This is a genomic window from Gilliamella sp. Occ3-1 (assembly GCF_001690655.1).
GTDB classification, from domain to species: domain Bacteria; phylum Pseudomonadota; class Gammaproteobacteria; order Enterobacterales; family Orbaceae; genus Gilliamella; species Gilliamella apicola_P.
The window spans coordinates 14739-39766 of the sequence record NZ_LZHQ01000023.1; the positions used below are offsets into that span (position 1 = coordinate 14739).

The 25028-nt window shown below is 35.0% G+C and carries 21 protein-coding genes and 1 pseudogene; 11 read left to right on the top strand and 11 right to left on the bottom strand.

All coding sequences use genetic code 11. The features are described from left to right. Nucleotides 1–118: 118 nt before the first annotated feature. Nucleotides 119–1381, bottom strand: coding sequence for a transcription termination factor Rho (gene rho / locus A9G43_RS06510; RefSeq protein WP_034910472.1), 1263 nt, complete (start codon nucleotides 1379–1381; stop codon nucleotides 119–121). A 367-nt stretch (nucleotides 1382–1748) separates the two neighbouring features. Then, a complete protein-coding gene (gene trxA, locus A9G43_RS06515) occupies nucleotides 1749–2075 on the bottom strand; it encodes a thioredoxin TrxA (protein WP_065607635.1) in 327 nt (108 codons plus the stop codon). A gap of 151 nt (nucleotides 2076–2226) precedes the next feature. Between trxA and rhlB the strand changes: the two genes are divergently transcribed. Then, complete coding sequence (rhlB, locus tag A9G43_RS06520; RefSeq protein WP_065607637.1) at nucleotides 2227–3456, top strand: ATP-dependent RNA helicase RhlB; 1230 nt, start codon at nucleotides 2227–2229, stop codon at nucleotides 3454–3456. Between the two features lie 132 nt (nucleotides 3457–3588). Here the strand turns inward: rhlB and A9G43_RS06525 are convergent, their stop codons facing one another. After that, entirely contained in the window at nucleotides 3589–4215 is a 627-nt protein-coding gene (locus tag A9G43_RS06525) for a TfoX/Sxy family protein (protein WP_065607639.1), read from the bottom strand. A gap of 391 nt (nucleotides 4216–4606) precedes the next feature. Here A9G43_RS06525 and A9G43_RS06530 point away from each other — a divergent pair, with 391 nt between their 5' ends. Beyond that, nucleotides 4607–5167 carry a hypothetical protein gene (locus tag A9G43_RS06530; protein ID WP_141674041.1) on the top strand — a complete coding sequence of 187 codons (561 nt, stop codon included), beginning with the start codon at nucleotides 4607–4609 and terminating at the stop codon, nucleotides 5165–5167. 6 nt (nucleotides 5168–5173) lie between these two features. Here A9G43_RS06530 and glnB read toward each other — a convergent pair whose 3' ends face one another. Together glnB and A9G43_RS06540 are read right to left on the bottom strand one after the other, a co-directional pair. Beyond that, nucleotides 5174–5512 carry a nitrogen regulatory protein P-II gene (glnB, locus tag A9G43_RS06535; RefSeq protein WP_065607643.1) on the bottom strand — a complete coding sequence of 113 codons (339 nt, stop codon included), beginning with the start codon at nucleotides 5510–5512 and terminating at the stop codon, nucleotides 5174–5176. Between the two features lie 24 nt (nucleotides 5513–5536). Further along, nucleotides 5537–7141, bottom strand: a complete 1605-nt coding sequence (locus tag A9G43_RS06540) for an NAD+ synthase (RefSeq protein WP_065607645.1) — start codon at nucleotides 7139–7141, stop codon at nucleotides 5537–5539. Between the two features lie 120 nt (nucleotides 7142–7261). On the opposite strand from A9G43_RS06540, the gene aroB reads away from it, so the two are divergent. Both aroB and A9G43_RS06550 read left to right on the top strand, forming a co-directional pair. Further along, the gene (aroB, locus tag A9G43_RS06545; RefSeq protein ID WP_065607647.1) at nucleotides 7262–8341 is read left to right on the top strand and encodes a 3-dehydroquinate synthase; all 1080 of its coding nucleotides are present in this window, start codon (nucleotides 7262–7264) and stop codon (nucleotides 8339–8341) included. 366 nt (nucleotides 8342–8707) lie between these two features. After that, nucleotides 8708–9793: a 3-deoxy-7-phosphoheptulonate synthase gene (locus tag A9G43_RS06550; RefSeq protein ID WP_065607649.1), complete on the top strand. Its 1086-nt coding sequence runs from the start codon at nucleotides 8708–8710 to the stop codon at nucleotides 9791–9793. A 55-nt stretch (nucleotides 9794–9848) separates the two neighbouring features. Here A9G43_RS06550 and purL read toward each other — a convergent pair whose 3' ends face one another. From purL to A9G43_RS06570, 4 genes are all read right to left on the bottom strand, one after another. Next, complete coding sequence (gene purL / locus A9G43_RS06555) at nucleotides 9849–13751, bottom strand: phosphoribosylformylglycinamidine synthase (protein ID WP_065607651.1); 3903 nt, start codon at nucleotides 13749–13751, stop codon at nucleotides 9849–9851. A 628-nt stretch (nucleotides 13752–14379) separates the two neighbouring features. Continuing rightward, the gene (gene tssE / locus A9G43_RS06560; protein WP_065607653.1) at nucleotides 14380–14835 is read right to left on the bottom strand and encodes a type VI secretion system baseplate subunit TssE; all 456 of its coding nucleotides are present in this window, start codon (nucleotides 14833–14835) and stop codon (nucleotides 14380–14382) included. After that, entirely contained in the window at nucleotides 14832–15350 is a 519-nt protein-coding gene (gene tssJ / locus A9G43_RS06565) for a type VI secretion system lipoprotein TssJ (protein ID WP_065607655.1), read from the bottom strand. The genes tssE and tssJ overlap by 4 nt, the downstream gene beginning before the upstream one ends. A 20-nt stretch (nucleotides 15351–15370) precedes the next feature. Next, entirely contained in the window at nucleotides 15371–16072 is a 702-nt protein-coding gene (locus A9G43_RS06570) for a type VI secretion system baseplate subunit TssG (RefSeq protein ID WP_081298055.1), read from the bottom strand. Nucleotides 16073–16091: 19 nt separating this feature from the next. Here A9G43_RS06570 and A9G43_RS10895 point away from each other — a divergent pair. Then, nucleotides 16092–16963, top strand: a pseudogene (locus A9G43_RS10895) (IS3 family transposase); the annotation flags it as partial. A 258-nt stretch (nucleotides 16964–17221) separates the two neighbouring features. On the opposite strand, the gene A9G43_RS06585 reads toward A9G43_RS10895, so the two are convergent. After that, entirely contained in the window at nucleotides 17222–17857 is a 636-nt protein-coding gene (locus tag A9G43_RS06585; protein WP_065607660.1) for an NAD(P)-dependent oxidoreductase, read from the bottom strand. A gap of 373 nt (nucleotides 17858–18230) precedes the next feature. Here A9G43_RS06585 and treB point away from each other — a divergent pair, with 373 nt between their 5' ends. Both treB and treC read left to right on the top strand, forming a co-directional pair. Next, complete coding sequence (gene treB, locus A9G43_RS06590) at nucleotides 18231–19658, top strand: PTS trehalose transporter subunit IIBC (RefSeq protein WP_065607662.1); 1428 nt, start codon at nucleotides 18231–18233, stop codon at nucleotides 19656–19658. 90 nt (nucleotides 19659–19748) lie between these two features. Continuing rightward, the gene (gene treC, locus A9G43_RS06595) at nucleotides 19749–21422 is read left to right on the top strand and encodes an alpha,alpha-phosphotrehalase (protein ID WP_065607664.1); all 1674 of its coding nucleotides are present in this window, start codon (nucleotides 19749–19751) and stop codon (nucleotides 21420–21422) included. Between the two features lie 86 nt (nucleotides 21423–21508). Here treC and A9G43_RS11385 read toward each other — a convergent pair whose 3' ends face one another. Then, nucleotides 21509–21667, bottom strand: coding sequence for a DNA polymerase beta superfamily protein (locus A9G43_RS11385; RefSeq protein WP_081298057.1), 159 nt, complete (start codon nucleotides 21665–21667; stop codon nucleotides 21509–21511). Nucleotides 21668–22099: 432 nt separating this feature from the next. Here A9G43_RS11385 and A9G43_RS06600 point away from each other — a divergent pair, with 432 nt between their 5' ends. From A9G43_RS06600 to A9G43_RS06615, 4 genes are all read left to right on the top strand, one after another. Beyond that, entirely contained in the window at nucleotides 22100–22381 is a 282-nt protein-coding gene (locus tag A9G43_RS06600; protein WP_065607666.1) for a JAB domain-containing protein, read from the top strand. Nucleotides 22382–22737: 356 nt separating this feature from the next. Then, nucleotides 22738–23622 (top strand): sce7726 family protein, encoded by an 885-nt coding sequence (locus A9G43_RS06605; RefSeq protein ID WP_065607668.1) that lies wholly within the window; start codon nucleotides 22738–22740, stop codon nucleotides 23620–23622. Continuing rightward, nucleotides 23583–24512: a sce7725 family protein gene (locus A9G43_RS06610; protein ID WP_065607670.1), complete on the top strand. Its 930-nt coding sequence runs from the start codon at nucleotides 23583–23585 to the stop codon at nucleotides 24510–24512. The genes A9G43_RS06605 and A9G43_RS06610 overlap by 40 nt, the downstream gene beginning before the upstream one ends. Nucleotides 24513–24743: 231 nt before the next feature. Then, on the top strand, nucleotides 24744–25001 hold the full coding sequence (locus A9G43_RS06615; protein ID WP_034909955.1) for a transposase: 258 nt from the start codon (nucleotides 24744–24746) through the stop codon (nucleotides 24999–25001). Nucleotides 25002–25028: the final 27 nt, after the last annotated feature.

The following is a 25028-nucleotide window of genomic DNA, read 5'->3' on the forward strand; positions in this document are numbered from 1 at the left end:
CCTAAAACTTAATTAAGTTTTATAAATTACGCTATATTTTGCCATAAAAAAAGCCGTATCAGAATACAATACGGCTCTTTTTCATGACTTTAATGATATTTACTATCAACTGAATAAATCATGAACGTTTCATCATTTCGAAAAACTCATCATTAGTTTTAGTCATGGCAAGTTTATCGATCAAGAACTCCATTGCATCAGTCTCACCCATTGGGTTAAGAATTTTACGTAAAATCCACATTTTTTGTAGTTCATCAGGCGAAGTCATTAGATCTTCTTTACGTGTACCAGAACGATTAAAGTCAATAGCAGGGAACACCCGACGTTCAGCAATTTTACGAGATAAATGGACTTCCATATTACCTGTACCTTTAAACTCTTCATAGATAACTTCATCCATTTTAGAGCCAGTATCAATCAATGCTGTTGCAATAATTGTTAAACTACCACCTTCTTCCACATTACGTGCCGCACCAAAAAAACGTTTCGGACGATGTAATGCATTCGCATCCACACCACCAGTCAACACTTTACCTGATGAAGGAACAACTGTATTGTATGCACGAGCCAAACGAGTGATCGAATCTAATAAAATAATCACATCTTTTTTATGTTCAACCAAACGTTTTGCGCGTTCAATAACCATTTCAGCAACTTGAACATGTCTTGCTGCTGGTTCATCGAATGTCGATGCAACAACTTCACCTTTAACTAGACGCTGCATTTCGGTCACTTCTTCGGGACGCTCATCAATCATTAATACAACTAACTCGCATTCAGGATGATTAACCGCTAGGCTTTGTGCAATATTTTGTAAAAGCATTGTTTTACCCGCTTTTGGCGGTGCAACAATCAAGCCACGTTGACCTTTACCAATGGGCGATGCCAAATCAAGTACTCTTGCGGTGATATCTTCGGTGGAACCATTACCTCGTTCCATTCGTAAACGGGAATTTGGATGAAGTGGAGTTAAGTTTTCGAAAAGAATTTTATTGCGGGCATCTTCTGGTTTATCGTGATTTACTTCGTTTACTTTTAACAAAGCAAAATATCGTTCACCTTCTTTAGGTGGACGGATTTTACCAGCAATGGTATCACCAGTCCTTAAATTAAATCGTCGAATCTGACTTGGTGACACATAAATATCATCTGGTCCAGCTAAATAAGAGCTATCGGCTGAACGTAAAAAGCCAAATCCATCTTGCAATATTTCCAGTACACCATCACCAAAAATATCTTCACCACTTTTGGCATGTTGTTTTAAGATTGCAAAAATAATGTCTTGTTTTCTAAGTCGGGCAAGATTTTCAAGTCCCATTTTTTTTTCACCGAGCGCTACGAGCTCGGAAACAGAAGTGTTTTTTAATTCAGTTAAATTCATAATGTTAAAAATTCTTGAGGATAAAATTGATATGTTTGCAATTTAGTATTATTTTTGTGTAATTTTTTCATGTAATTATAAAAAACATCTCTTACAGCACTTAAATTCAATCGATTGCTAAGATTTTGATGATAATTGAACGTTTGAATATAGAATTTCACCACTTTACCAATAAAAAAATGAATTGCAGAAAGGAATACATGTAAGAGATAGGTAGATTACACTAAAATCATTAATTTGTCTATATTTAATTGAATAAGATTATTATAGTTCACTAAATCTAGGAAATTAAAGGCACGAACAAAAGAGTAATGTAGAATTCATTACCCCCATTAACCATCTTTACCAAAGATAAAGTATCTATTTATTATAATTGAGGATCAATAAAATTTTTTAGTTGAGCTTTAGATAAAGCCCCTACTTGAGTGGCAGCCACTTGTCCATTTTTAAAAATCAATAAAGTAGGAATGCCTCGAATACCAAATTTAGGTGCTATATTTGGGTTTTCTTCAACATTTAATTTAGCAATAACTATATTATCACCATATTCTTGGACTATTTCTTCCAAAATAGGAGCTACCATTTTGCACGGTCCACACCACGGAGCCCAAAAATCGACAAGCACTGGTTTTGTAGATTCATTAATTGTTTTATCGAAGTTAACTTCCGATAACTGAACGATCTTATTACTCATTTTAATCTCCAACATCTGTAACCAGATTCCATAATAGATTACTTTGAATTCCTCTACTAGCGATTAGTATAATAGGATATAATTATTAGTGATGTCACTGTATTTAGTGTGTTATAATTTCTTAATTCTGATAATTATATTTACAACAATAATGATTCAATCATATCTTACTAAAACAACTTTTAGTCAATTTCCTCTTCATCCTTTAGTGTTAAAAGCGCTTGAAAAAAGAGGATTTGTTTATTGTACTCCAATTCAAGAAAAGACATTACCTCTAACTGCCAACGGAATGGATATTGCAGGGCAAGGGCAAACAGGAACAGGCAAAACCATGGCGTTTTTGGCATCAACATATAATCATTTGTTGAATCATGCCCCCTTATCCAATCACAAAATTAATCAACCAAGAGCTATCATTATTGCTCCAACGCGCGAATTGGTAGTACAAATATACCATGACGCTGAACTACTATCTGAAGAAACAGGTTTAAAATTAGGATTAGCTTTTGGTGGTGATGGCTATGATAAACAATTAAAAACGCTCTCCACTGGAGTTGATATTTTAATTGCAACAACAGGGCGATTGATTGATTATGCGAAGCAAAATTATATTAATTTAGACGCAATTCAAGTTGTTGTATTAGACGAAGCCGATCGCATGTTTGATTTAGGATTTATCCGCGATATACGTTGGGTTTTCAGACATATTACTCCACCACAAAAAAGATTAACCATGTTATTTTCTGCAACATTAACACATAACGTACGTGAATTAGCCTTTGAGCATATGAATAATCCTCAATATGTTGAAGTTGAACCAGAACAAAAAATTGGTCATCGCATCAAAGAAGAGCTATTTTTTCCATCTAATGAAGATAAATTAGCACTTTTGCAAACGCTAATTGAAGAAGAATGGCCAGATCGTTGTATTGTGTTTGCTAATACAAAAGTAACTTGCGAAAAGATTTGGCGGCATCTTGTTGCTGATGGTCACCGTGTTGGATTACTAACGGGTGATATTGCCCAGAAAAAACGTTTATCAATTTTAGAACAATTTACCCAAGGTCATCTTGATATTTTAGTTGCCACAGATGTCGCAGCAAGAGGATTACATATTCCTAATGTTACTCACGTTTTCAATTATGATCTACCTGATGATTATGATGATTATCGTCATCGAATTGGAAGAACAGGACGTGCTGGAGCGGACGGTTACTCAATTTCATTAGCCTGTGAACGTTATTCTCAAAATTTACCTGCTATTGAAAAAGCAATTGATCATGCTATTCCTGTTAGCCAGTATGACCCTTCTGCGCTACTAGTTGATTTACCTCATCCAAAACCATTTAGACGTCCACCACGTAGAAAAGTATCAAAATAACTAAAGAGTAGGTAAAATATAAATAATATCAATCTAAAAATGCAATTATACTTTGTTGTAAAGCATTTTTAGATAACTATTATTGCTATATTGGTACTATACATATGTTTTGATTAACACAATGGAGCAAAATTATTCATTATATAAATCATTATCCATCTGATTTAAAAAACATTGATATTCAAATTCAATTTCTTTTTTAGTTTCCTTAGACAAAGTTGCAACATGAAATCGATGTAAAGAACTATATAAAACAAACAATATATTAATTGAAATAGTTTCTTTTTTTTGTTTTATTTTATAATATGCACATAAATATCCTACCTTTTGCAAGGTATCAACATCTTTAATTCCAACACTACACAACAATCTTTCTAGCGATAAAGTCATATTTGGCAACTCTTTTATTCGTTTTGCTTTAATTTTACTTTTTTCATATTGCTCTTTTTTAGTATATTTTATTACCATCTGAACCATAGAAATCAATTGTTCATGATCTTTAAAAAGCTCATTACTTACTCTATAATAATCAAGCAATTTAGTTGACATGCCTGTTGTTATACTTAACGGTTGCATATCCAAATCTATAAAAAGCGAACGGTAATCAGGGTGCCCTCTTAAATAAAAGCTTTTTTCGGTAATCCAGCCAAACATTATATCTTTACTATTAACGCTAAAACCTCCAAAAAACGTTTTAATTGAAATATCTTCAACACCAGAAAGCTCTGTTAAAATTCGATTTGCAAATGTTGAGCACATAATTAATTTCCATCTAAACTTTATCAAGTAACTGAAACAACTTACTTGTTAATCTAAATTATAGCTATTTTATATTCAAACGATTTCTAAATTAATTCATAAATATGCGATCTACATTCCATATATAAACATAAAACACATTATTACTTGATAAATTATATTTTTGTGAATTTAAATTAATTTTTGTAAAGAGTTTTGACAAAAGAAAGACAAAGCTTAATAGTTCTAAAAAAAAAGAAAATAGCTTTAGCATTGTTATTTCGTCATAATAATTATACAATCAGGAGTAATCAATTTTGGCGCTTCAATTTTATATAATTTAATCATAATGATAAAAAATATTATTATTCTATTTTTTATATTTTATTCTTTTATCGCATCAGCTGATAAGTTGCCATTAATTGATTCATTAATGCTTTGTACCTCTGATTTTTTTAAAGAAGTTTATACCAATAAAGATGAACTAAAAAAACACGCTAACATCAAAATATTTAACCAAAATCAAGCTTACTTTGCTGTTGAAAATCGTTCAGATATAGCTAAAAACTATATTCTTTTCAAAAAGCCTGTGACTTATAAAAACCTAACAATTACTGGCTATTATGATAGTGCTATGGATCTTGGCAAGATTGGGAAATATTATTTTTGGGGATTTATAATCGATAATGATATTAATCAAATCAAAGATACTTTGAATTTTGTGGATTGGAAAAACATGGAAGATAACCTACTGTATATTGCAAAACCCAAAATTCGTAGTATTAATGATGACCTCCAAACCTGGCATAAAAATACCGGAACTGTTGTTGGTGTAAAAACTATCCCAGCACCAGATACTACCGAAAAACTATTATTACTTGAAAAAAGTCCCAATATGAATCTTCTCATTTGTTCGCTCCAAGGTATTATAACTCCTGAGCTTCTTAAAAAAGAACGACCTGACATTCAATAATTTAAACTAAATCGCAGCTTCATCCATTTCGCCAGTTCGGATTCGAATGACTTGTTCAACGTTATAAACAAAAATTTTGCCATCACCAATTTTACCGGTTTGTGCAGTTTTCATAATAGTCTCAGTACACATTTCTAAAATATCATCAGACACAATAAGTTCAATTTTCACCTTCGGCAGAAAATCAACCATATATTCCGCACCGCGATAAAGTTCAGTATGCCCCTTTTGACGACCAAAACCTTTAACTTCAGTAACTGTCATACCTGTAATACCTTGATCAGCAAGTGCCTCACGAATATCATCTAATTTAAATGGTTTAATAATAGCTTCAATCTTTTTCATATTTAATTTACCTTTAATTCAAGATCACCAATTTTTAAATCCAAAAGCAGAAGTAATAGGATAACGGCGACCTTTGCCAAAGTTACGAGCTGTTATTTTCGGACCGACCGCAGATTGGCGACGTTTATACTCATTTATATCAACCAATTTAATAACACGCCTTACAGTTGCTTCATCATAACCTTGCGCAATAAGTTGTTCAACGGAAAGATCAAGTTCAACATAACCATTCAAAATCCCATCTAAAATATCATAAGGTGGTAAACTGTCTTCATCTTTCTGATCTGGTGCTAACTCAGCTGATGGAGGGCGAGTAATCACTCTTTCAGGAATAACATAAGAACAAGTATTCCGATATTTTGACAATGCAAAAACCATGGTTTTAGGCACATCTTTCAGAACATCGAACCCACCAGCCATATCGCCATAAAGAGTTGCATATCCTACTGACATTTCACTTTTATTACCCGTTGTCAGTACCAGCCTGCGCCGTTTATTTGATAGTGCCATCAAAACAACACCACGACAACGTGCTTGAAGATTTTCTTCAGTGGTATCTCTTGGCGTACCAACAAACATTGGACTTAACGATGCCATAAACGCATCAAACATGGGTTCAATTGAAACAATATCGAATTCAACCCCTAATATTTCAGCTTCTTCTTTGGCGTCAGCAACACTAATATCGGCTGTATAACGAAATGGCATCATCACTGCCTGAACTTTATCTTTCCCTAGCGCATCAACTGCAATAGCAAGGGTTAAAGCTGAATCAATTCCTCCAGAAAGCCCTAATACTGCACCTTGAAAGCCATTCTTAGTAACATAATCGCGAGTCGCAAGAACCAATGCATCATAAACTGAAGCTAATTGATCATTTTCATTATTATCAATTATCGCCTGATGATTTACACCATATTCAAAAGAAGAAACTTGCTCCTCAAATGATTTTAGTTGACAAACAATTTCACCAAGCTCATTACAAACAAATGATCCGCCGTCAAACACCAGCTCATCTTGACCGCCCACTTGATTAACATAAATGAAAGGTAAGCCTGTTCGTTTAACATGCTGTCTAACTAAATCACGACGATTTTTCTGCTTGTTGCAATTATAAGGCGAAGCGTTAATAGCCACAACAAAATCAGCCTGAGCCCTATGGATATTATCAACTGGCTCAAATTGCCAAAGATCTTCACAAATTAGTAAACCAATCTTTTTACCCTTAAAATCAACTACGCAAGTTTGATTGTCAGCTGTAAAATAACGCTTTTCATCAAATACATCATAATTAGGTAATCGCTGTTTATGGTAGCGAGCTAACAATTTTCCATCACAAAAAAGTGAAAGAGAATTATAAATATTTTTATCTTGCCAGTGTGGATGTCCAACAATAACTGCACAGTGCTGACTCGCTTGTTGAATCAACGATAATGCTTTTTGGCAACGAGCTTTAAAATCAGAACGGAAAATTAAATCTTCAGGTGGATAACCACACAAAGCAAGTTCTGAAAAAATAATGAGATCATCAAAGGAGTGGCTATTTATCAATTCAATAATCTGTTGAACGTTCCCTTCAATATCGCCCACACGCCAATTTTTTTGTGCTAAAACAATAGATAAAGACATATAAAATTTAATATCACAAATCGAAATTATCGACAAGTTTAAATGATTCTAAGTTGCACTGCCACTTTTTTATCGCTAACATGCAACAATAAATCCACTATGACTTGTCTGGAAATTAATATGCAAAAAATATTAAATGTGGCACTAGCTAAACGCAGTTATCCAATCACAATTGGTGAAAATCTACTAAGCGAATTTCAACATTTTAAACTCCAAGCAGGCCAACGCGTACTCATTGCTACCAATGAAACCATCGCCCCACTTTATTTACAGACACTAATTGATATGCTTGAAAAGCATGGTGTAAAAACCGATTCAGTTGTTGTTCCTGATGGAGAAAAATATAAGACCATAGAAACATGGAATAGCATTTTAACAACGTTACTGGCAAACACTCATACTCGCAGTAGTATACTTATCGCACTTGGTGGTGGTGTGATTGGTGACGTTGCAGGATTTGCCGCTTCAGCTTATCAACGTGGAATTAAGTTTATTCAAGTACCGACAACGCTACTATCACAAGTTGATTCCTCGGTAGGGGGGAAAACAGCGATTAATCACCCACTGGGTAAAAATATGATTGGCGCATTTTATCAACCACAATCGGTAGTGATTGATCTCAGTTGTTTAAAAACATTACCTCAAAGAGAGCTTTCGGCTGGACTTGCCGAAGTTATAAAATATGGCATTATTTTAGATACTAAATTTTTTGATTGGTTAGAAGAACACATCAACGATTTACTAAACCTAGATGTTAATGCATTAAGCTACTGTATTTACCATTGTTGTGAACTCAAAGCACAAGTGGTTGCCGCTGACGAAACAGAACAAAACATGCGCGCAATTCTAAATCTTGGTCATACTTATGGTCATGCCATAGAAGCGGAATTAGGCTATGGAAACTGGCTACATGGCGAAGCTGTCAGTGTCGGAATGTTAATGGCGGCTCAAACTGCTAAATTACTTGGCAAATTAACACAAGCAGATATAGATCGAATTAAAAACTTGTTGATACGCGCTAAACTACCTGTTAACAGACCGAAAAAAATGCCAATTGAATCTTATCTACCACATATGTTACGAGACAAAAAAGTATTATCCGGACAATTACGACTGGTTGTACCCACTAAGATTGGGCATGTCGAGGTAATGGATGGCATTGATAAAGACATGGTAATTCAATCTATACTACTAACTTAATCTATAATTTATAACCAATAGTTGGATCATTTACAATAATCAAAAACTACAGCAATAAATATACATAATCGCCCCCAAATAATGCCTTATTATCAGCAAAATAATATGGCGTTCATTTCATAAAAATAGCTATTAAAAATTTGCCATTGAAATGTAAATATTTTATTACGATATTAACTTTGGTTATTATTACACTAACTTTTTAAAATAAATTTATAATTAATTAACAATTCATAAAACAATTATGATTGGATAAATAATGAAAATTCCATTTACTATTGTGTAATTTTGTGTTTACATAATAATCGTCTATGTAATTATTATTTTACATATAAAAATATAAATGATTTTAACAAGGAAAATAAAATGTTAAAAGATGCTTTAAATAATGTTCGAATCCGAGACGAGCATATGTTAATCACACCTGAAGAAATCAAACAGCTTTACCCTCTTTCTCATGATTTAGAAAACCAAATTGCCTTATCACGCCAAACTGTTGTGGATATTTTAGAGCGACGTGATCACCGCTTGCTTATTGTATGTGGTCCTTGCTCTATTCATGATCCTGTTGCAGCAATTGAGTATGCGCATAAATTAAAAAGACTATCAGACGAAGTTAAGGATCACTTATTTATTGTCATGCGTGTTTATTTTGAAAAACCAAGAACCACTGTTGGTTGGAAAGGTATGATTAACGATCCTCACATGGATAGCTCATTTGATATTGAGCATGGACTAAAAAAAGCCCGTAAATTACTGCTTGATATTACTCAAATTGGCTTGCCTATTGCAACTGAAGCACTAGATCCCAACACACCACAATACATTGGCGATTTAATTAGTTGGTCTGCAATCGGGGCAAGAACTACTGAATCACAAACGCATCGAGAAATGGCCTCGGGGCTTTCAATGCCTGTTGGTTTTAAAAATGGAACTGATGGCAGTTTAAATGTTGCAATTAATGCCATGAAATCAGCCTCTATGCCCCATCGTTTTGTAGGAATTAACCAACAAGGACAAGTAACGGTTTTACAAACAACAGGCAATCCGCACGGCCATGTTATTTTGCGTGGCGGTAAAACACCAAATTATGATACTGAAAATGTCACATTGTGCGAAACACAAATGAAAAAGGCAGGATTGTTACCTAACTTAATGGTTGACTGTAGCCATGCGAATTCAAATAAAGATTATAGAAATCAACCTATTGTTGCTAATTCCATTATCGAGCAAATAGAAAAAGGCAATAATTCGATTATTGGCGTAATGATTGAAAGTAACTTATTTGAAGGAAATCAGCCTTCCGAGCAACCACCAGAAAACTTTAAATATGGCGTATCTGTGACTGACGCATGTATTAACTGGGAAGAAACAGACACACTATTACGAAAAATGAATCACATTTTAGCGCAGCCACTTATCGAAAGACAAAAGCACTCAGTTACTGCTTAAATTGCTCAAAAAATAAACATATTGCCGACACCATTGTCGGCGATCTTTGTTTTATTTAACCTAATTGCTTACGAGCATTACGGAATATTCTCATCCAAGGGCTATCTTCACCCCAGTTATCAGGATGCCATGAATTAGTTACCGTTCTAAATACCCGTTCTGGATGTGGCATCATAATAGTTGCTCGCCCATCTTGAGATGTCACTGCAGTAATACCGTTTGGCGAACCATTTGGATTAGCAGGGTATTGCTGTGTTACTTTACCAAAATGGTCAATATAACGTACGGCAATTAATCCTGATGCTTCTAAACGGCTTAAATGAACATCATCACACACTTCAACACGTCCTTCCCCGTGTGAAACAACAATTGGCATATACGAACCAGCCATATCAGTAAATAGCAACGAAGGGCTTGATTGAATTTGCACTAAACTAAAGCGAGCTTCAAAACGTTCTGACAAATTACGAACAAAACGAGGCCACAAATCCGCTCCCGGAATTAGATCCTTAAGATTCGACATCATCTGACAACCGTTACAAACCCCTAACGATAAAGTATCTTTGCGATGGAAGAATTGTTCAAATTCATCACGCACTTTTTCATTAAATAAAATAGATTTAGCCCAACCTTCACCTGCTCCTAAAACATCACCATAAGAGAAGCCACCACAAGTAACCAGTGTACTAAATTGACCAAGTGTAATTCGACCAGAAAGTAAATCTGTCATATGAACATCGATTGCTTCAAAGCCAGCTCTATCAAATGCTGCCGCCATTTCAACGTGTGAATTAACGCCTTGCTCACGTAAAATAGCGACTTTCGGTCTTGTTCCTTTAGCAATATAAGACGCAGCAATATCGGCTTGCAGATCAAAAGTTAAGTGCACATTTAATCCTGGATCATCTTCATTTTGTTTAGCTTGATGTTCTTGATCTGCACATTCAGGATTATCACGTAAACGTTGCATTTGCCATGTCGTTTGCGCCCACCATGTTCTCAAGGTTAAGCGTGATTCACTGTATACCGTAGCCGAGTTATCACGTACAATAATTTGTTGGCCAGTTTTAGCACTACCAAGAATATGAACTGCATGAGATAAGCCAAACTGCTTAAAGCAAGCCATCACATCATCTAAACGATTATTAGCTACTTGAATAACTGCGCCTAATTCTTCATTAAATAACAAAGCAATCACATCATGGCCTAACGAGGCAATATCTACATCAACACCACAATGTCCAGCAAAAGCCATTTCGGCCAATGCCACAAACAGTCCACCATCAGAACGATCATGATAAGCAAGCAAAGCATTTTGGCTTACTAAAGCCTGAATCGCATTATAAAAAGCAAGCAATTCTTTAGGATCATGAACATCCGCTGTTTTTTGCCCTAAATGGCGATACACTTGGGCTAGTGCGGTGGCACCTAGTGCTTGATGGCCTTTCGATAAATCAACCAACAATAATGTATTATCCTGATCAGTACGCAATTGTGGTGTCACTGTTTTACGCACATCTTCAACACGGGCAAATGCCGAAATCACCAATGATAATGGTGAAGTCATGGTTTGTTGCTCACCATCTTGTTGCCATGTCGTTTTCATGGACATCGAATCTTTACCAACAGGAATCGCAAGCCCTAAAGCTGGGCATAACTCTTCACCAATAGCTTTAACGGCCTCATAAAGCCCAGCATCTTCGCCCGGATGCCCTGCCGCCGCCATCCAGTTAGCTGAAAGCTTAATCCGTTTGATATTACCAATATTGGTTGCGGCAATATTAGTAATTGCCTCGCCAACTGCAAGCCTTGCTGATGCGGCAAAATTAAGTAACGCAACTGGCGCACGCTCACCGATTGACATAGCCTCACCATAATAACTATCCAAACTTGCAGTAGTCACAGCACAATCAGCAACCGGCACTTGCCAAGGACCGATCATTTGATCACGAGCAACCATACCCGTCACTGAACGATCGCCAATGGTAATTAAAAAGGTCTTTTCGGCAACGGTTGGCAAATGTAGAACACGTTTGACCGCATCATATAAATTAATTTCAGACGTTGAAAAATTATCACCATGTGCTTGGTGGGTTTTAACATCACGTTGCATTTTAGGCGTTTTACCAAGTAGCACATCTAATGGCAAATCGATGGGATGATTATTAAAATGCTCATCATGCAAGGTAACCGCCTTATTGACGGTCGCCTCACCAATAACCGCATAAGGTGCTCGTTCACGCTGACAAAGTTCAGCAAATAATGCCAATTTATCGGGATGAATCGCAAGCACATAACGCTCTTGCGATTCATTACACCAAACTTCTAGTGGTGACATACCTGGTTCATCGCTAAGTATCTTACGAAGCTCAAACTGACCGCCACACCCACCATCGCTAACAAGTTCAGGCATCGCATTAGACAAACCACCAGCACCAACATCATGAATAAATAAGATAGGATTATCTTCACCAAGTTGCCAACAGTGATCGATAACTTCCTGACAACGGCGCTCCATTTCAGGATTATCACGCTGAACAGAAGCAAAATCCAAATCAGCATCAGACTGACCCGACGCCATAGACGAAGCCGCCCCACCACCTAAGCCAATATTCATAGCAGGACCACCTAAAACAATCAGTTTAGAGCCAGCTGGAAACTCACCTTTTTGGATATGCTCACGGCGAATATTACCCATACCACCAGCTAACATAATCGGTTTATGATAACCTCGAAGCTCCTCGCCATTATGGCTATTAACCTTTTCTTCATAAGTACGGAAATACCCTAACAAAGCCGCACGACCAAATTCATTATTAAACGCCGCACCACCTAAAGGGCCATCCATCATAATATCAAAGGCGCTCACAATGCGATCAGGCTTACCAAAATTTTGCTCCCAAGGTTGTTCAAAATTAGGAATACGTAAATTAGAAACTGAAAACCCTACTAAACCAGCTTTAGGTTTAGCACCTCGACCAGTTGCCCCTTCATCACGAATCTCACCTCCACTGCCCGTTGCCGCACCCGGCCAAGGTGATATAGCTGTTGGATGATTATGTGTTTCAACTTTCATTAAAATATCTGCATATTCTTGATGATAGCAGTAGGTTTTATTCTCATTATCCGCAAAAAAGCGCCCAACGATTGAACCGTCCATCACTGCGGCATTATCTTTATAAGCGGACGAAACATAATCTGGAGTGTGTTCAAAAGTATTTTTGATCATCTTAAACAGTGATTTAGACTGCTTTACCCCATCAATAACCCAATCGGCATTAAAAATCTTGTGACGACAATGCTCAGAATTGGCTTGCGCAAACATATAAATCTCAATATCAGTAGGATTACGATTTAGTTTTTTAAAGTTCTCAACTAAATAATCAATCTCATCAGATGCTAACGCCAAACCTAATTTAAAATTAGCCTCATCTAATGCTGCACGCCCCTGACCTAATAAATCAATGGTTGTCACTGGCGCAGGCGATTCAACATGAAATAACTGCTCGGCTTGATCAACATGGCTAAAGACCGCTTCCATCATGCGATCATGAATTAATGCTACAAAATCATTTTTTTGGCAATCGGTTAATTCTGAACTCACTTGCACATAATAAGCAATTCCCCGCTCAATACGGCGAATCTGTGATAAACCACAATTATGCGCAATATCAGTTGCTTTTGACGACCAAGGCGAAATCGTTCCTGCTCTTGGCGTCACTAAAAAGAGTTGTTTGCTAGTTGTTTGGTTGACATTGATTTGTGCACTCTTGGGACCGTATTGTAATAATTTATTTAACGTTAACTGTTGTTCAGCCGTCAAATCGCCTGCCAAATCAACAAAATGCAAGTATTGGGCTTCAATATTGATAACAGGGATAGATTTTTCACAGCAAGTAGATAAGATTTTACTAATACGAAATGGAGATAACGCAGAGCAGCCAGCCAAAATTTTCATAAAAATTACTCTTTTTAAGCCAAAAACAGGAAAAAATAGATCAATATTATAAAAGAAAGCGCACGATGTGGCTATATTAAATACAGTTAATCGAGTGATAGATAATAAGTTTATTTTTTAATCAAAAAACAACGGGGAAAAATTTAAATAAAATAAATATTTTTCTAACTGCTTTTTGCCTAAAATTAGGCTTGATTTTGGTGAATGAAATAAATTAGGTACGGATGCGGGCGTTCTGCCGCTGTTAAAAGGCGACCTTATCAACTATAAGCCCTTCTAGTTATTATGCCAGACGAAAACGTCAGATTAAACAGGCTTCACTAATAGAACAAGTAAAAAAACATAGTTAGCTTCATAAAAACACGTTTAGATGATCCAAACTTAGTCTATGATACTCATGTCGTTTCGGAAAAAACGGTAAGTCGGTTTGTTGAAGAAATAGGGATTACGCAGCAAGGTAGCAGTAAATGTAAATACAAGACGGATACAAGAGCACCTGATGACACAGCCCTTAATTTATTGAATTGGTGATTTAATCCAGAAGACGCTTATACAGTTTCAATCACGAATATCATTTATACCAAAGTTTAGAAGGATTGATTGTGCAATTTTGATATTATTTATTGAGTTATTTGCTCAATAATTGATTGCTAGACAAACTATAACGTGGAGCCTTGCGTATATATTTAAGGTGTGCTTTGCCGTCAGCCATAAAATAAGTCCCATATTGGACAATTTCCCCCTCTTTGAAATAACAAATTAGTTCATAAGCTAATACCATTGTGTCATTATTTTTTTCATCTATATTAATCTTAATAAATGAAAGCCTCGGTTCATACGTTAACAACGTTTGTTCAATTGCTCTGATTAAAATATAGGCTGAAGAAGGCAATGCTTGAAAGATTGTTGACATATCAGGTAAACCATAGCCTGGTAGGTGTTTTATAGCACCTGCTCGACTATTTAAAATACGTTCAATATTATCCATTACGCTAATAGTTGTCTGTTCATTATCAGACACATCATCAACCGCTATACCTGATTCAAAATAACCATAAAGCAGGTCATATAGAGAGGCGCTCATTTATGTTCATCCATTAAAGTGATTGTGTATTGTTTTGCTACTATTTCACGAGGTTTATTGATATTTAAATCCCCTCGCTTTAAAACTAAGCGCCAGCTATTATCTTTTATGTTCGGTTCTTTATAAAATGCAGTAATTCCTACTACTTTAGCTTTTTTATCAAAAGGAATATCAATAGCAATAGCTGTATTAGTTTTTAATACTATTTCTTTACTTTCAAGCAGAGATTCTTTTAATACGTTACTATCTTGATCGACTAAATCTTGATAAGAGACAGAGTCAAATGTGTTGGCTTTTTTTAATTGATAAATACGAATAACAACAGGTGAAGATCGACCTTCATCGTCCATATTTAATTCTGATCTTGCTGTAATATCTAAATGTAACGTTCTTATATCCCAAGTAAAAATAGAATTACTGAAATCAGATGCTTTTTCCGAAATACTCTGCACCATGCCACATCCCGTTAACCATATAGTTAATAAGATAACAATGGATAAATTAATTATTTTCATATTTATTTCCTTCTTTTATATTATGCTGCATAACTAATTCCAGAATAGCGCCCTAAATTTACAGCTACTTTATCTTGATTAGATTCACCATTTGCTGTTTTTTTAGTGAACGATGATGTTTGGCCTAGTCGACTATTTTTAGATATCAATTGGCTTCGAGGTAAAAATTGACGCTGAATATAGAGTGTCATTTTAGCATCAACTTGATAACCTAAATAAGCTCGCAATAAAGCGAGTAAATCACAATGTAATTGCCCGCCAGGTAGTAAATCAGCAATCTGGTTTTTGTACTGTGGTGTAATCGCTATATGAACTGTTTGGTTGCACTCTCTAAAGCGAGCTCCTAATATAGCACCACCATCTAAAGTGGTACGTTTGTGCTCTTTACCACCCAACTGAGACGGATTAACTGATTGCCAAATTGGATAAAATTCACTGACAACAACTTGGGCATCATTCACTAATACTCGAACTAATCCAACAATCCCTTCAGCCGTACGTGTTTTTTGCGACATTAAGCCCAATAACGCCAAAAAACGAGATAAAGGTGTACCAACTTGTTTATTCGTTGCCTCTATACCAAATCCTGTCAACCCAAGTAAACACTGCGATTGGATCGGCCACACTAATTCATACAACTTTTTTAAGGGGTAAGGTAAACTTATCACAACTAAAAAAGGAACAAACATGAATAAGATTAAAAACCAAAGATGAACATTCACTGATGATTTTAAACACCAAATGGTCAGTCTTTATCAACAGTAAATCACGTAGTGAAATCGTTGCAGAATATGATTTGACACCATCAGCATTGGATCGTTGGATAACGCAAGCAAGCCAAAGTGGCTCATTTAAAACAAAAGATAATCGCAGTCCACAAGAACAAGAGTTAATCGCTTTGCGTAAAGAACTTAAACAACTCCGTATGGAAAACGATATTCTAAAGCAAGCAGCACTGATAATAGGGCGAAAATCGCTATCCTAAAAGCAAACCGACATCGTTATAGCATAACAAAACTATGTCAATATTTTGGATTATCAAGACATTATTGCTGGTATCAAAATACACCGTTAAACGTTATCAATCTCACAATACGAAAGTGAATGAAACCGCCACAGAAAATCACCTGCAACGACAATTTGACGTAGGTGATAAAAAGCAAATTGTTGTTGCGGATTTAACGTATATTCAAGTTAAGCAACGTTGGAACTATTTATGTGTTTTAGTGAACTTATCCGATAGGCAGATTGTCGGTTATCATGTTGGTCAACATAAAACAGCAGAGCTTGTCATGTCGGCATTAAGCCAAATTAAACTGCTATTATCAAAATTGGATTTATTTCATTCAGACCGAGGTAAAGAGTTTGATAATCGGTTATTGGAGGATTGTTTTAAGACATTTAATATCACGCATTCATTAAGCAAGAAAGGAGATCCTTATGACAATGCGGTAGCGGAAGCGACATTTAAAACAATTAAAATGGAATTTGTAAAAGGCCAACGTTTCAAATCAACAACTGAGTTACAACGCGCTTTTTCGGCTTATGCCTATTGGTATAATCATAAACGATTACATTCTTCGTTAGGCTACTTGTCTCCCGTTGAATTTAAAAAACACTTACCCCTTAATTTTTTGTTTGAAAATGTATTGCCATTCCAAAACTTGGTTAAGGTGTCAGTCAACTTAACTAAATTTTTGGAAGCTTGGATTGGTAATGCTGTTTTTTAAAGTCAAAAAATATCCCAAGCCAAATCCAACCACTAAAATAATAAGCGTTGAATATTTTTGTTGGGATATTTTATTAATTGTTATAAAAAAATAAACACTTATTTCTGCTTTGAAAAGCTTAGCAACTGAATTTAAAAAATATCACTCAGTAGCCACAGTAAAGCGTTGTTTAACATGTTTAGCTGTTTCAGCTTCGTCAATCATGGCAATGGCATAATCGGCATAACTAATTTGGCTTTTTCCTTTGCTGTTAAATAACACTTCTTCGCCCCCCATAATATAATGCCCAGTCCTTTCACCATTAGCGTTAAACTTAACTGCAGGGCTTAAGTAAGTCCATTGCACATCATTGCATTTTTTAAGCTCATCAAGTCCTTTTGCCATATTGGTTGCTAATGGTTTAAATTCATCAGGAAAATCAGGTGTATCAACCAAACGAATTGAATGTTGTGGATTAACGTATAAACTTCCTGCTCCCCCTACTACTAATAGACGATTTGTTTTACCACTTAATATATCCGTTAAATGTTTTAAACTGGTTTGATGCAATGGCAGTGATTCAAGTGCCCATGTGCCAAATGCATCAATAATTACATCATAGGGTTTTAAATCAGCATAAGTTAATTCAAACAGATCTTTAATTAGCACTGCTGCTTTTGGAGCGAGATGTTGATTTGGCTTACGCACAATTGCAGTAACATCATGATCTCGCGAAATCGCCTCTTTTACTAAAAGCTGCCCTGTTTTACCACTTGCACCAATGACTGCAATTTTCATATTTTGCTCCTTTTAAGCGTTTAAGAATTAACTGATATAAGAATGGTTTTAGATTAGTATTTAGTTTACTACTGTAAAGCTGATACTAAATATAAGGCTATAGTGGTTTTTTGATATTCTATATTACATCTTATTTTCGTTTTAGCTATTAGTTAACAATGCTTATTTATTAAATAAATCCAGCAGTCATGTTTATTTAATTTGTGCTTATTTCACTACAATATGTGACATTAGTCACAAACAAGGGTATGTTTCCATTTATTAATAAATGAATTCAATTTATAGTAAATCAAACCCCAAAAATGGCTAGTCTATTGATAAATTTAAAATAGTGTAAGTTTCAATTTGGCTTCACTAAGGAGATAATAAGATTATGGCTAAAAGTACAACAATAGCAATAGAATCAATCAAACAATTAATTGAGTTGATTGGTGGGAAAAAAAATATTGCCAGTGTGACCCATTGTCTAACAAGATTGAGGTTTGCCTTAGTTGATCCTAAGCTAGCTGATGTCCAAGCTATAGAAGAACTGTCTTTTGTGAAAGGTTGTTTTAATAATGCTGGACAGTTTCAAGTTATCATTGGCACCAATGTTGATAGTTATTACAAAGCATTGATCCAGCAATTAAATTTAGATGAAGCAAGCAAAGAGCAAACTAAAGTAGCAGCTAAAAAGAATATGTCTTTTTTTGAAAGGTTTATTTCTAACTTAGCGGAAATTTTTGTGCCATTATTACCAGCTTTAATCGCTGGTGGTTTATTACTTGGGTTACGTAATATTATTGGTGAAATGCCAACTATTGATGATAAGCCGCTGATACAAACCTATCATTGGCTAGCGCCAATTTACAGTATACTTTGGTTACCTTGCGAGGCGATTTTCCACTTTTTACCAGTTGCCATTTGTTGGTCTACCGTGAAAAAGATGGGAGGATCGCCAATTTTAGGTATTGTTTTAGGCATCACTTTGGTTTCACCACAATTGATGAACGCTTATGACCTTGGCAGTAAAATACCCGATGTTTGGGATTTTGGTTGGTTTAGTATCGAAAAAGTCGGCTATCAAGCGCAGGTCATTCCGTCTATTTTTGCAGGTTTAGCGTTGGGTTGGATCGAAACACGATTACGCAAAATTGTACCTGATTACTTGAATCTAGTGATTGTGCCGATTGTTGCACTTCTTGTTTCTGTGTTTTTAGCACATTTCCTTTTAGGTCCAATTGGAAGAATGTTAGGTAATGGTATTGCTTTTATTGTTAAATATTTAATGACGGGTGATTATGCCTTTATTGGCGCTGCTGTTTTTGGTTTCTTTTATTCACCATTGGTTATTACTGGTATTCACCATACAACCCTTGCGATTGATTTGCAAATGACTGAAAGCATGGGCGGTACGCCGATTTGGCCAATTATTGCTTTATCTAATATTGCTCAGGCTTCGGCTGTTGTGGGTATTATTTTAGTTAGTAAAAAACATAATGAGCGTGAAGTGTCGGTTCCTGCTGCAATATCAGGTTATCTTGGAGTAACCGAGCCTGCTATGTATGGTATTAATTTGCGCTATAAATTCCCAATGCTGTGCGCCATGGTTGGTTCAGCTTTAGCTGGGTTAATTTGTGGTTTATTCGGTGTGTTATCTAATGGTATTGGGGTTGGCGGTTTACCGGGTATTTTATCGATAAAGCCGATATATTGGTCGATTTATGCTTTGGCGATGATTGTGGCAATTGTGGTTCCGATTGTTTTAACTTCGATCGTTTATAAAATTAAACTTAAAAAAGGTACGTTAGATATTCGTTAAACACGAGCTAATAACCATTAACCGTTCTAGTTATTGAGCGGTTAATTTATGAAAAATAAATAATAAATAATAAATAATAAAGAGCAAGCAATGAATAAAATCGATATCCCTTGGTGGCAAAATGGTACTATTTACCAGATCTATCCAAAAAGTTTCCAAGCTAGTGGCGCTGGTTCAACGGGCGATTTATTAGGTATTATTAGCCGATTAGATTATCTTGAAAATTTAGGGGTTAGTGCTATTTGGTTAACGCCGATTTATCCATCCCCACAAATTGATAACGGTTATGATGTGTCGGATTATTATGATATAGATCCGAGCTATGGTTCAATGGCTGATTTTGAACTACTGGTTAAACAAGCGCACAAGCGTGGTATTCGCATTATGATGGATATGGTGTTTAATCATACTTCAATACAGCACCCATGGTTTAAATCAGCCTTAGATAAGTCAAGCCCTTATCGCTCATTTTATATTTGGAAAGACGCTAAAGCTGATGGTTCAGAGCCTAACAATTGGCGTTCAAAATTTGGCGGTAAAGCATGGCAATGGCATGAACAATCAAAACAGTACTATTTGCACTTATTTGCTAAACAGCAAGCCGATCTTAATTGGGAAAATCCAACTGTTCGTCAAGAAATCAAAAAAGTATGTCAATTTTGGGCTGATAAAGGCGTTGATGCATTAAGGCTTGATGTGATTAATTTAGTTTCAAAACAGCAAGATTTTCTGGATGATGAAAATGGCGATGGTCGTCGATTTTATACCGATGGTCCAAAAATTCATGAATTTTTACAAGAGATCAGTCGTGATGTTTTTCAACCCAACCAACTTAAAACGGTTGGCGAAATGTCATCCACCACATTAGAAAACTGTCAAAAATATGCTAGCTTAGATGGTAAAGAATTGACCATGACGTTTAACTTTCATCATCTAAAAATCGATTATCCAAACGGTGATAAATGGACGCTGGCTAAACCTGATTTACTTGAACTAAAAAAAATCCTTGGCTATTGGCAAACAGGCATGCAAGATAAGGCTTGGAATGCAATTTTTTGGTGTAATCATGATCAACCTCGTATCGTCTCACGCCTTGGTGATGAAAACCAATATCACAAACAATCTGCCAAAATGTTAGCCATGCTGCTGTATGGTTTACAAGGCACACCTTATCTTTATCAAGGTGAAGAAATCGGTATGACTAATCCTCATTTTACTGATATTTCACAATATAAAGATGTTGAAAGTCTTAACATCTATCAAGAAAAAATAGCTGATGGTATACCTAAAGCGGAAATTTTAGCAATCCTTGCTAGCAAATCCAGAGACAATAGCCGAACACCAATGCAATGGGATAATTCAGCCAATGCTGGCTTTACTAAAGGTAAGCCTTGGATTGAGGTGGCAAACAATTATCCACAAATTAATGTCAAAGCGGCACTTGATGATCCTGATTCGATATTTTATTGCTATCAAACCTTAATTAAATTACGCAAAACATACCCGATTTTTATTTTTGGTGATTATCAAGATTTAACGCCAGATATTGCTGATTATTGGTGCTATATCAGGCGGTGGCATAATCAAAAATTACTGATGATAGCAAATCTGACCGATAAAACACTGACATGGTCATTACCTAATTCGTTACAACTCTTGAATTGGCAACGATTATTTAGCAATTATCAAGATAACCATCGGCTAGGCTCTGAAATAAGATTAAAACCTTATGAGACCATATATTGGTTGCAACAGGCGGATTAAGCAAGCGATATGGGCAATCTATAAAAAGGTTGTCCATTTTAATGCCAACCAGTTGATCTATTTAATTAAAAAGTCTTTTTAAAATCTCAACCATGCAAATCTAGCTCATCGTCAATAGGAAAAGTTAAATGTGAGGTAGGATTGTTAATCACTAAGTATTTATAAAACCAATGCACATAAATAAAACGCACATCATAATCACTATTCGGTGATGGAACCCCCCTGATTGCCTGATTCTCAGGCATAAAGTATATGAATATTATGTTGCTGTGCCAATTCTGCTAATTTTTGTTTTATGCTGTTTTGTATTGTAACTATTCCTTTAGGTTATTTATCTTACTTTATATCTGAATTTTTAACGCATTTAAAGCCTTTTGCCTATTACCATTAACAAATCATTGAGCATAATGATTTATGATTGAAACGGTATAGAATCCTGAATATTTTTTACAAAAAATATAACCTAAAAAGTGAACAGATGGAATTATTTGATTAACGACTGCCTAGCATAAACAGAATATGCTATATTATTTTTTGTGTGATTTTACAAGGCGATAAGATGGATATTAAACTAACCAAACATGACAAACGCTATATTGAAAGCACGGACGACGTATACAGTATTATGCAGGTGTGTTATTGCATGAAAACAAGATCGACCAAGAAAAGGAACATCTTTGGATCATTGGTATGAATCAAGCGGGTTTATCCTGTATATCGAGCTGATTGCGCTTGGGTCGTATAAATCGGTCAACATTGAACCAATGAACATGTTCCGTGTTGCTGTGATGAAAAACGCCTCACGCGTGATTTTGGTGCATAATCACCCGTCCGGATCGCTGATCCCCTCAGAGGCTGATAAAGACATCACCGACCGTTTAATTCAAGTTGCCCATATTTTAAATATCGAGCAATTATCACTCCTAAAACCTATATCAGCTTTCGTAGCATCAAACTAATGGAAGAACTCGAACAAAGCCTAAAATATGTCCGACTTACCAAGTGGTTGAACGCATTCGTAAACAAGAAAAGCAAATTGCGAAAAAAAGTTAGCGGTTGAGAGGGATAAGACCAAAACAGCTCAGCAGAAAAGAAAATACTGATTAATGCGTTATAAGAAAAGGGCGTATCGATTGAAAATATTGCGAAGGTTTTGGGGGGAAGATGGAATAATTGTTAAAACCTTAACATTAAGTTTACTTCTTTAGAAATGAAAAAAATTAACATTTAAATTTACTTATAGTAACCTTACCTGAAAGAACACACAATTATTCATTATAGTGCTCATTTTATTTATTATATGGTAGAGAAAATTATGTTAAGAAGTAAAGATGCTATGAAATTGTTTACAAGTCATGCAATTTCTTCATTAGCTAAGAATGATTTTTCTATTCTCCATAAGACAATTCACGAATATCTTATACCACAGAAGTTGCCACTTAAAATATCGGAGTTATTTGACTTAACTCTTTCCAAAACATCGATAGATTATAAAGGTGAGTATTTTTATAAAAATGTTATAGCCCAAAAATTATTTTTAAATCGTCATGGTGAAAAAGCTACAATGTTAGCTGAATTTAGAGTTGGAGCAAATAAAGCTGATTGTGTTATTTTAAATGGAATATCAACATGTTATGAAATAAAAACTGAGTTTGACACGTTAAACAGATTGCCTGAGCAATTATCTTCTTATACAAAAATCTTTGATAAAGTATCTGTTATTTCTGCCAATAAACATCTTGATAAAATTTGTGCTCTATTACCTGAAAATATCGGTCTTTTTGAGTTAACGGAAAGAGGAGCAATTAAAGAAGTAATAAGAGCAAACATGCTTAATACTCCGATTGAACCTAAAATAATGATGCAATCGCTTAGAATGCAAGAATATAAATATATTGTTGAAGATTTTTTTGGAACTCTTCCAAAAATGAAAAATACAGAAATATTTGATTATTGTTTGGATAAATTCTATAAAATACCGCATGATAAGCTAAAGATATTATTCAGAAAAACCTTGAAAAAATATCGAGCAAATGATTTTCACTTTATTAAACAGTTACCTGATTCTTTAATTTCTTCTGCTATTTGCTATAATATAACAAAAAATGAGCAAAATATCTTGTTAGATATTTTAGACAAATATATAGATGGGAAAAATATATGTACTTTCCAGTCATGCGAGGTAAACGGAACGAATTAATTGCGCTTAGAGAATTAGCACCTCTCGTCTCAGATAAAAGCTTTAAGCCTATCATAGAGCCAGTAAGAAATAATTTTAGTCCACTTATAAGAACAATTGATGCTTTGAATAAATATAAGATTATCCCAATTGTAATAATCAATCCTTGCATGGGTGATTTTAACGATAATGATTTAAATATAATAAACGATTTAAAAAATGACTCATTAGAATTAGATATCTCCTTTACTCCATGTGTTAAAGTCACTTCTCCAGCTGAAAGCTATAAAAGTATAATTGATTCGATTAATCTTTTACAATTCCCAGAAAAAGCTGTTTATGTTTATGATGATATAGAACTAGATAAAATTGATCTTTTATCAGACATTAATTATGTGATTATAAACAGATATACCCCATTTAAGGTACTTGATCAATTAAATAATATAGTTCTAATGGACGATCCATTTCAGAAAAAAAATAAAAATGCTGATTATAGTCATAAATCGTTTTTTTCAGATTTACATATGTCATTTGAAAGTTGTCATTCTAAGGTAATTGGTTTTGGTGATTATACAATAGTTGGTAATAATTACTCAGAAAGTGGTGGTCCCGCTTTTGTAGTTACAATACACCTTTCTTATATTGATGAAGAATATGACTTCATGTATGTTAGGCACTTTTCTTCCGAAGATGATAAAACACCAACAAATCCTGGAGGGAAATTTAGACAAGCTTTGGATAAAGTTATTCAATTATTAAATTCGTCTCAAAGCTCATTCATTGAATCTAATGGAATACAGGAACTAAAAATCTTACATGAAGGTGGGCATTTTCCTGGTTTAGGTGTTATCAAGAAAATTTCAATGAAACATCATATAGAAACAATTTGTGAGTATCTTAACAGGTAATTATAAATATGCGAGCTTATCTTTGTTGTATGAATTGCTTTAATGATATTTATTTAAAAAAGTTTATTCAGGATAATGGTGAATTAGCTGATAAATGTGATTTTTGTTCCTCTGAACAAAGTATATGTTTAGAGCCATCCTCTCTTTTAGAAAAATTTTGTAACTCTCCCCTAAAATAATACAGCAAAAAAGTAGAAAATTCTCTATGATAAAAGTAAAGAGGATTTAAACATGAAAAAAATGACTGAACATCAAATCGTCGCTATTTTAAAAGAAGCTGAAGCGGGTATTCCGGTTAAAGAACTCTGTCGTAAATATGGCATGGGTAATTCAACTTTCTATAAATGGCGGGAAAAATACGGCGGAATGGAAACTTCGGATATCAAACGCTTAAAGGAGCTGGAGGCTGAAAACCGTAAGCTTAAACAGATGTTTGCCGAACTGAGCTTAAAATCCCAGCTTCAGGAAGAAATCATAAAAAAGCTGTAGTGCCCACAAAAGCACGTAAAACGTGGG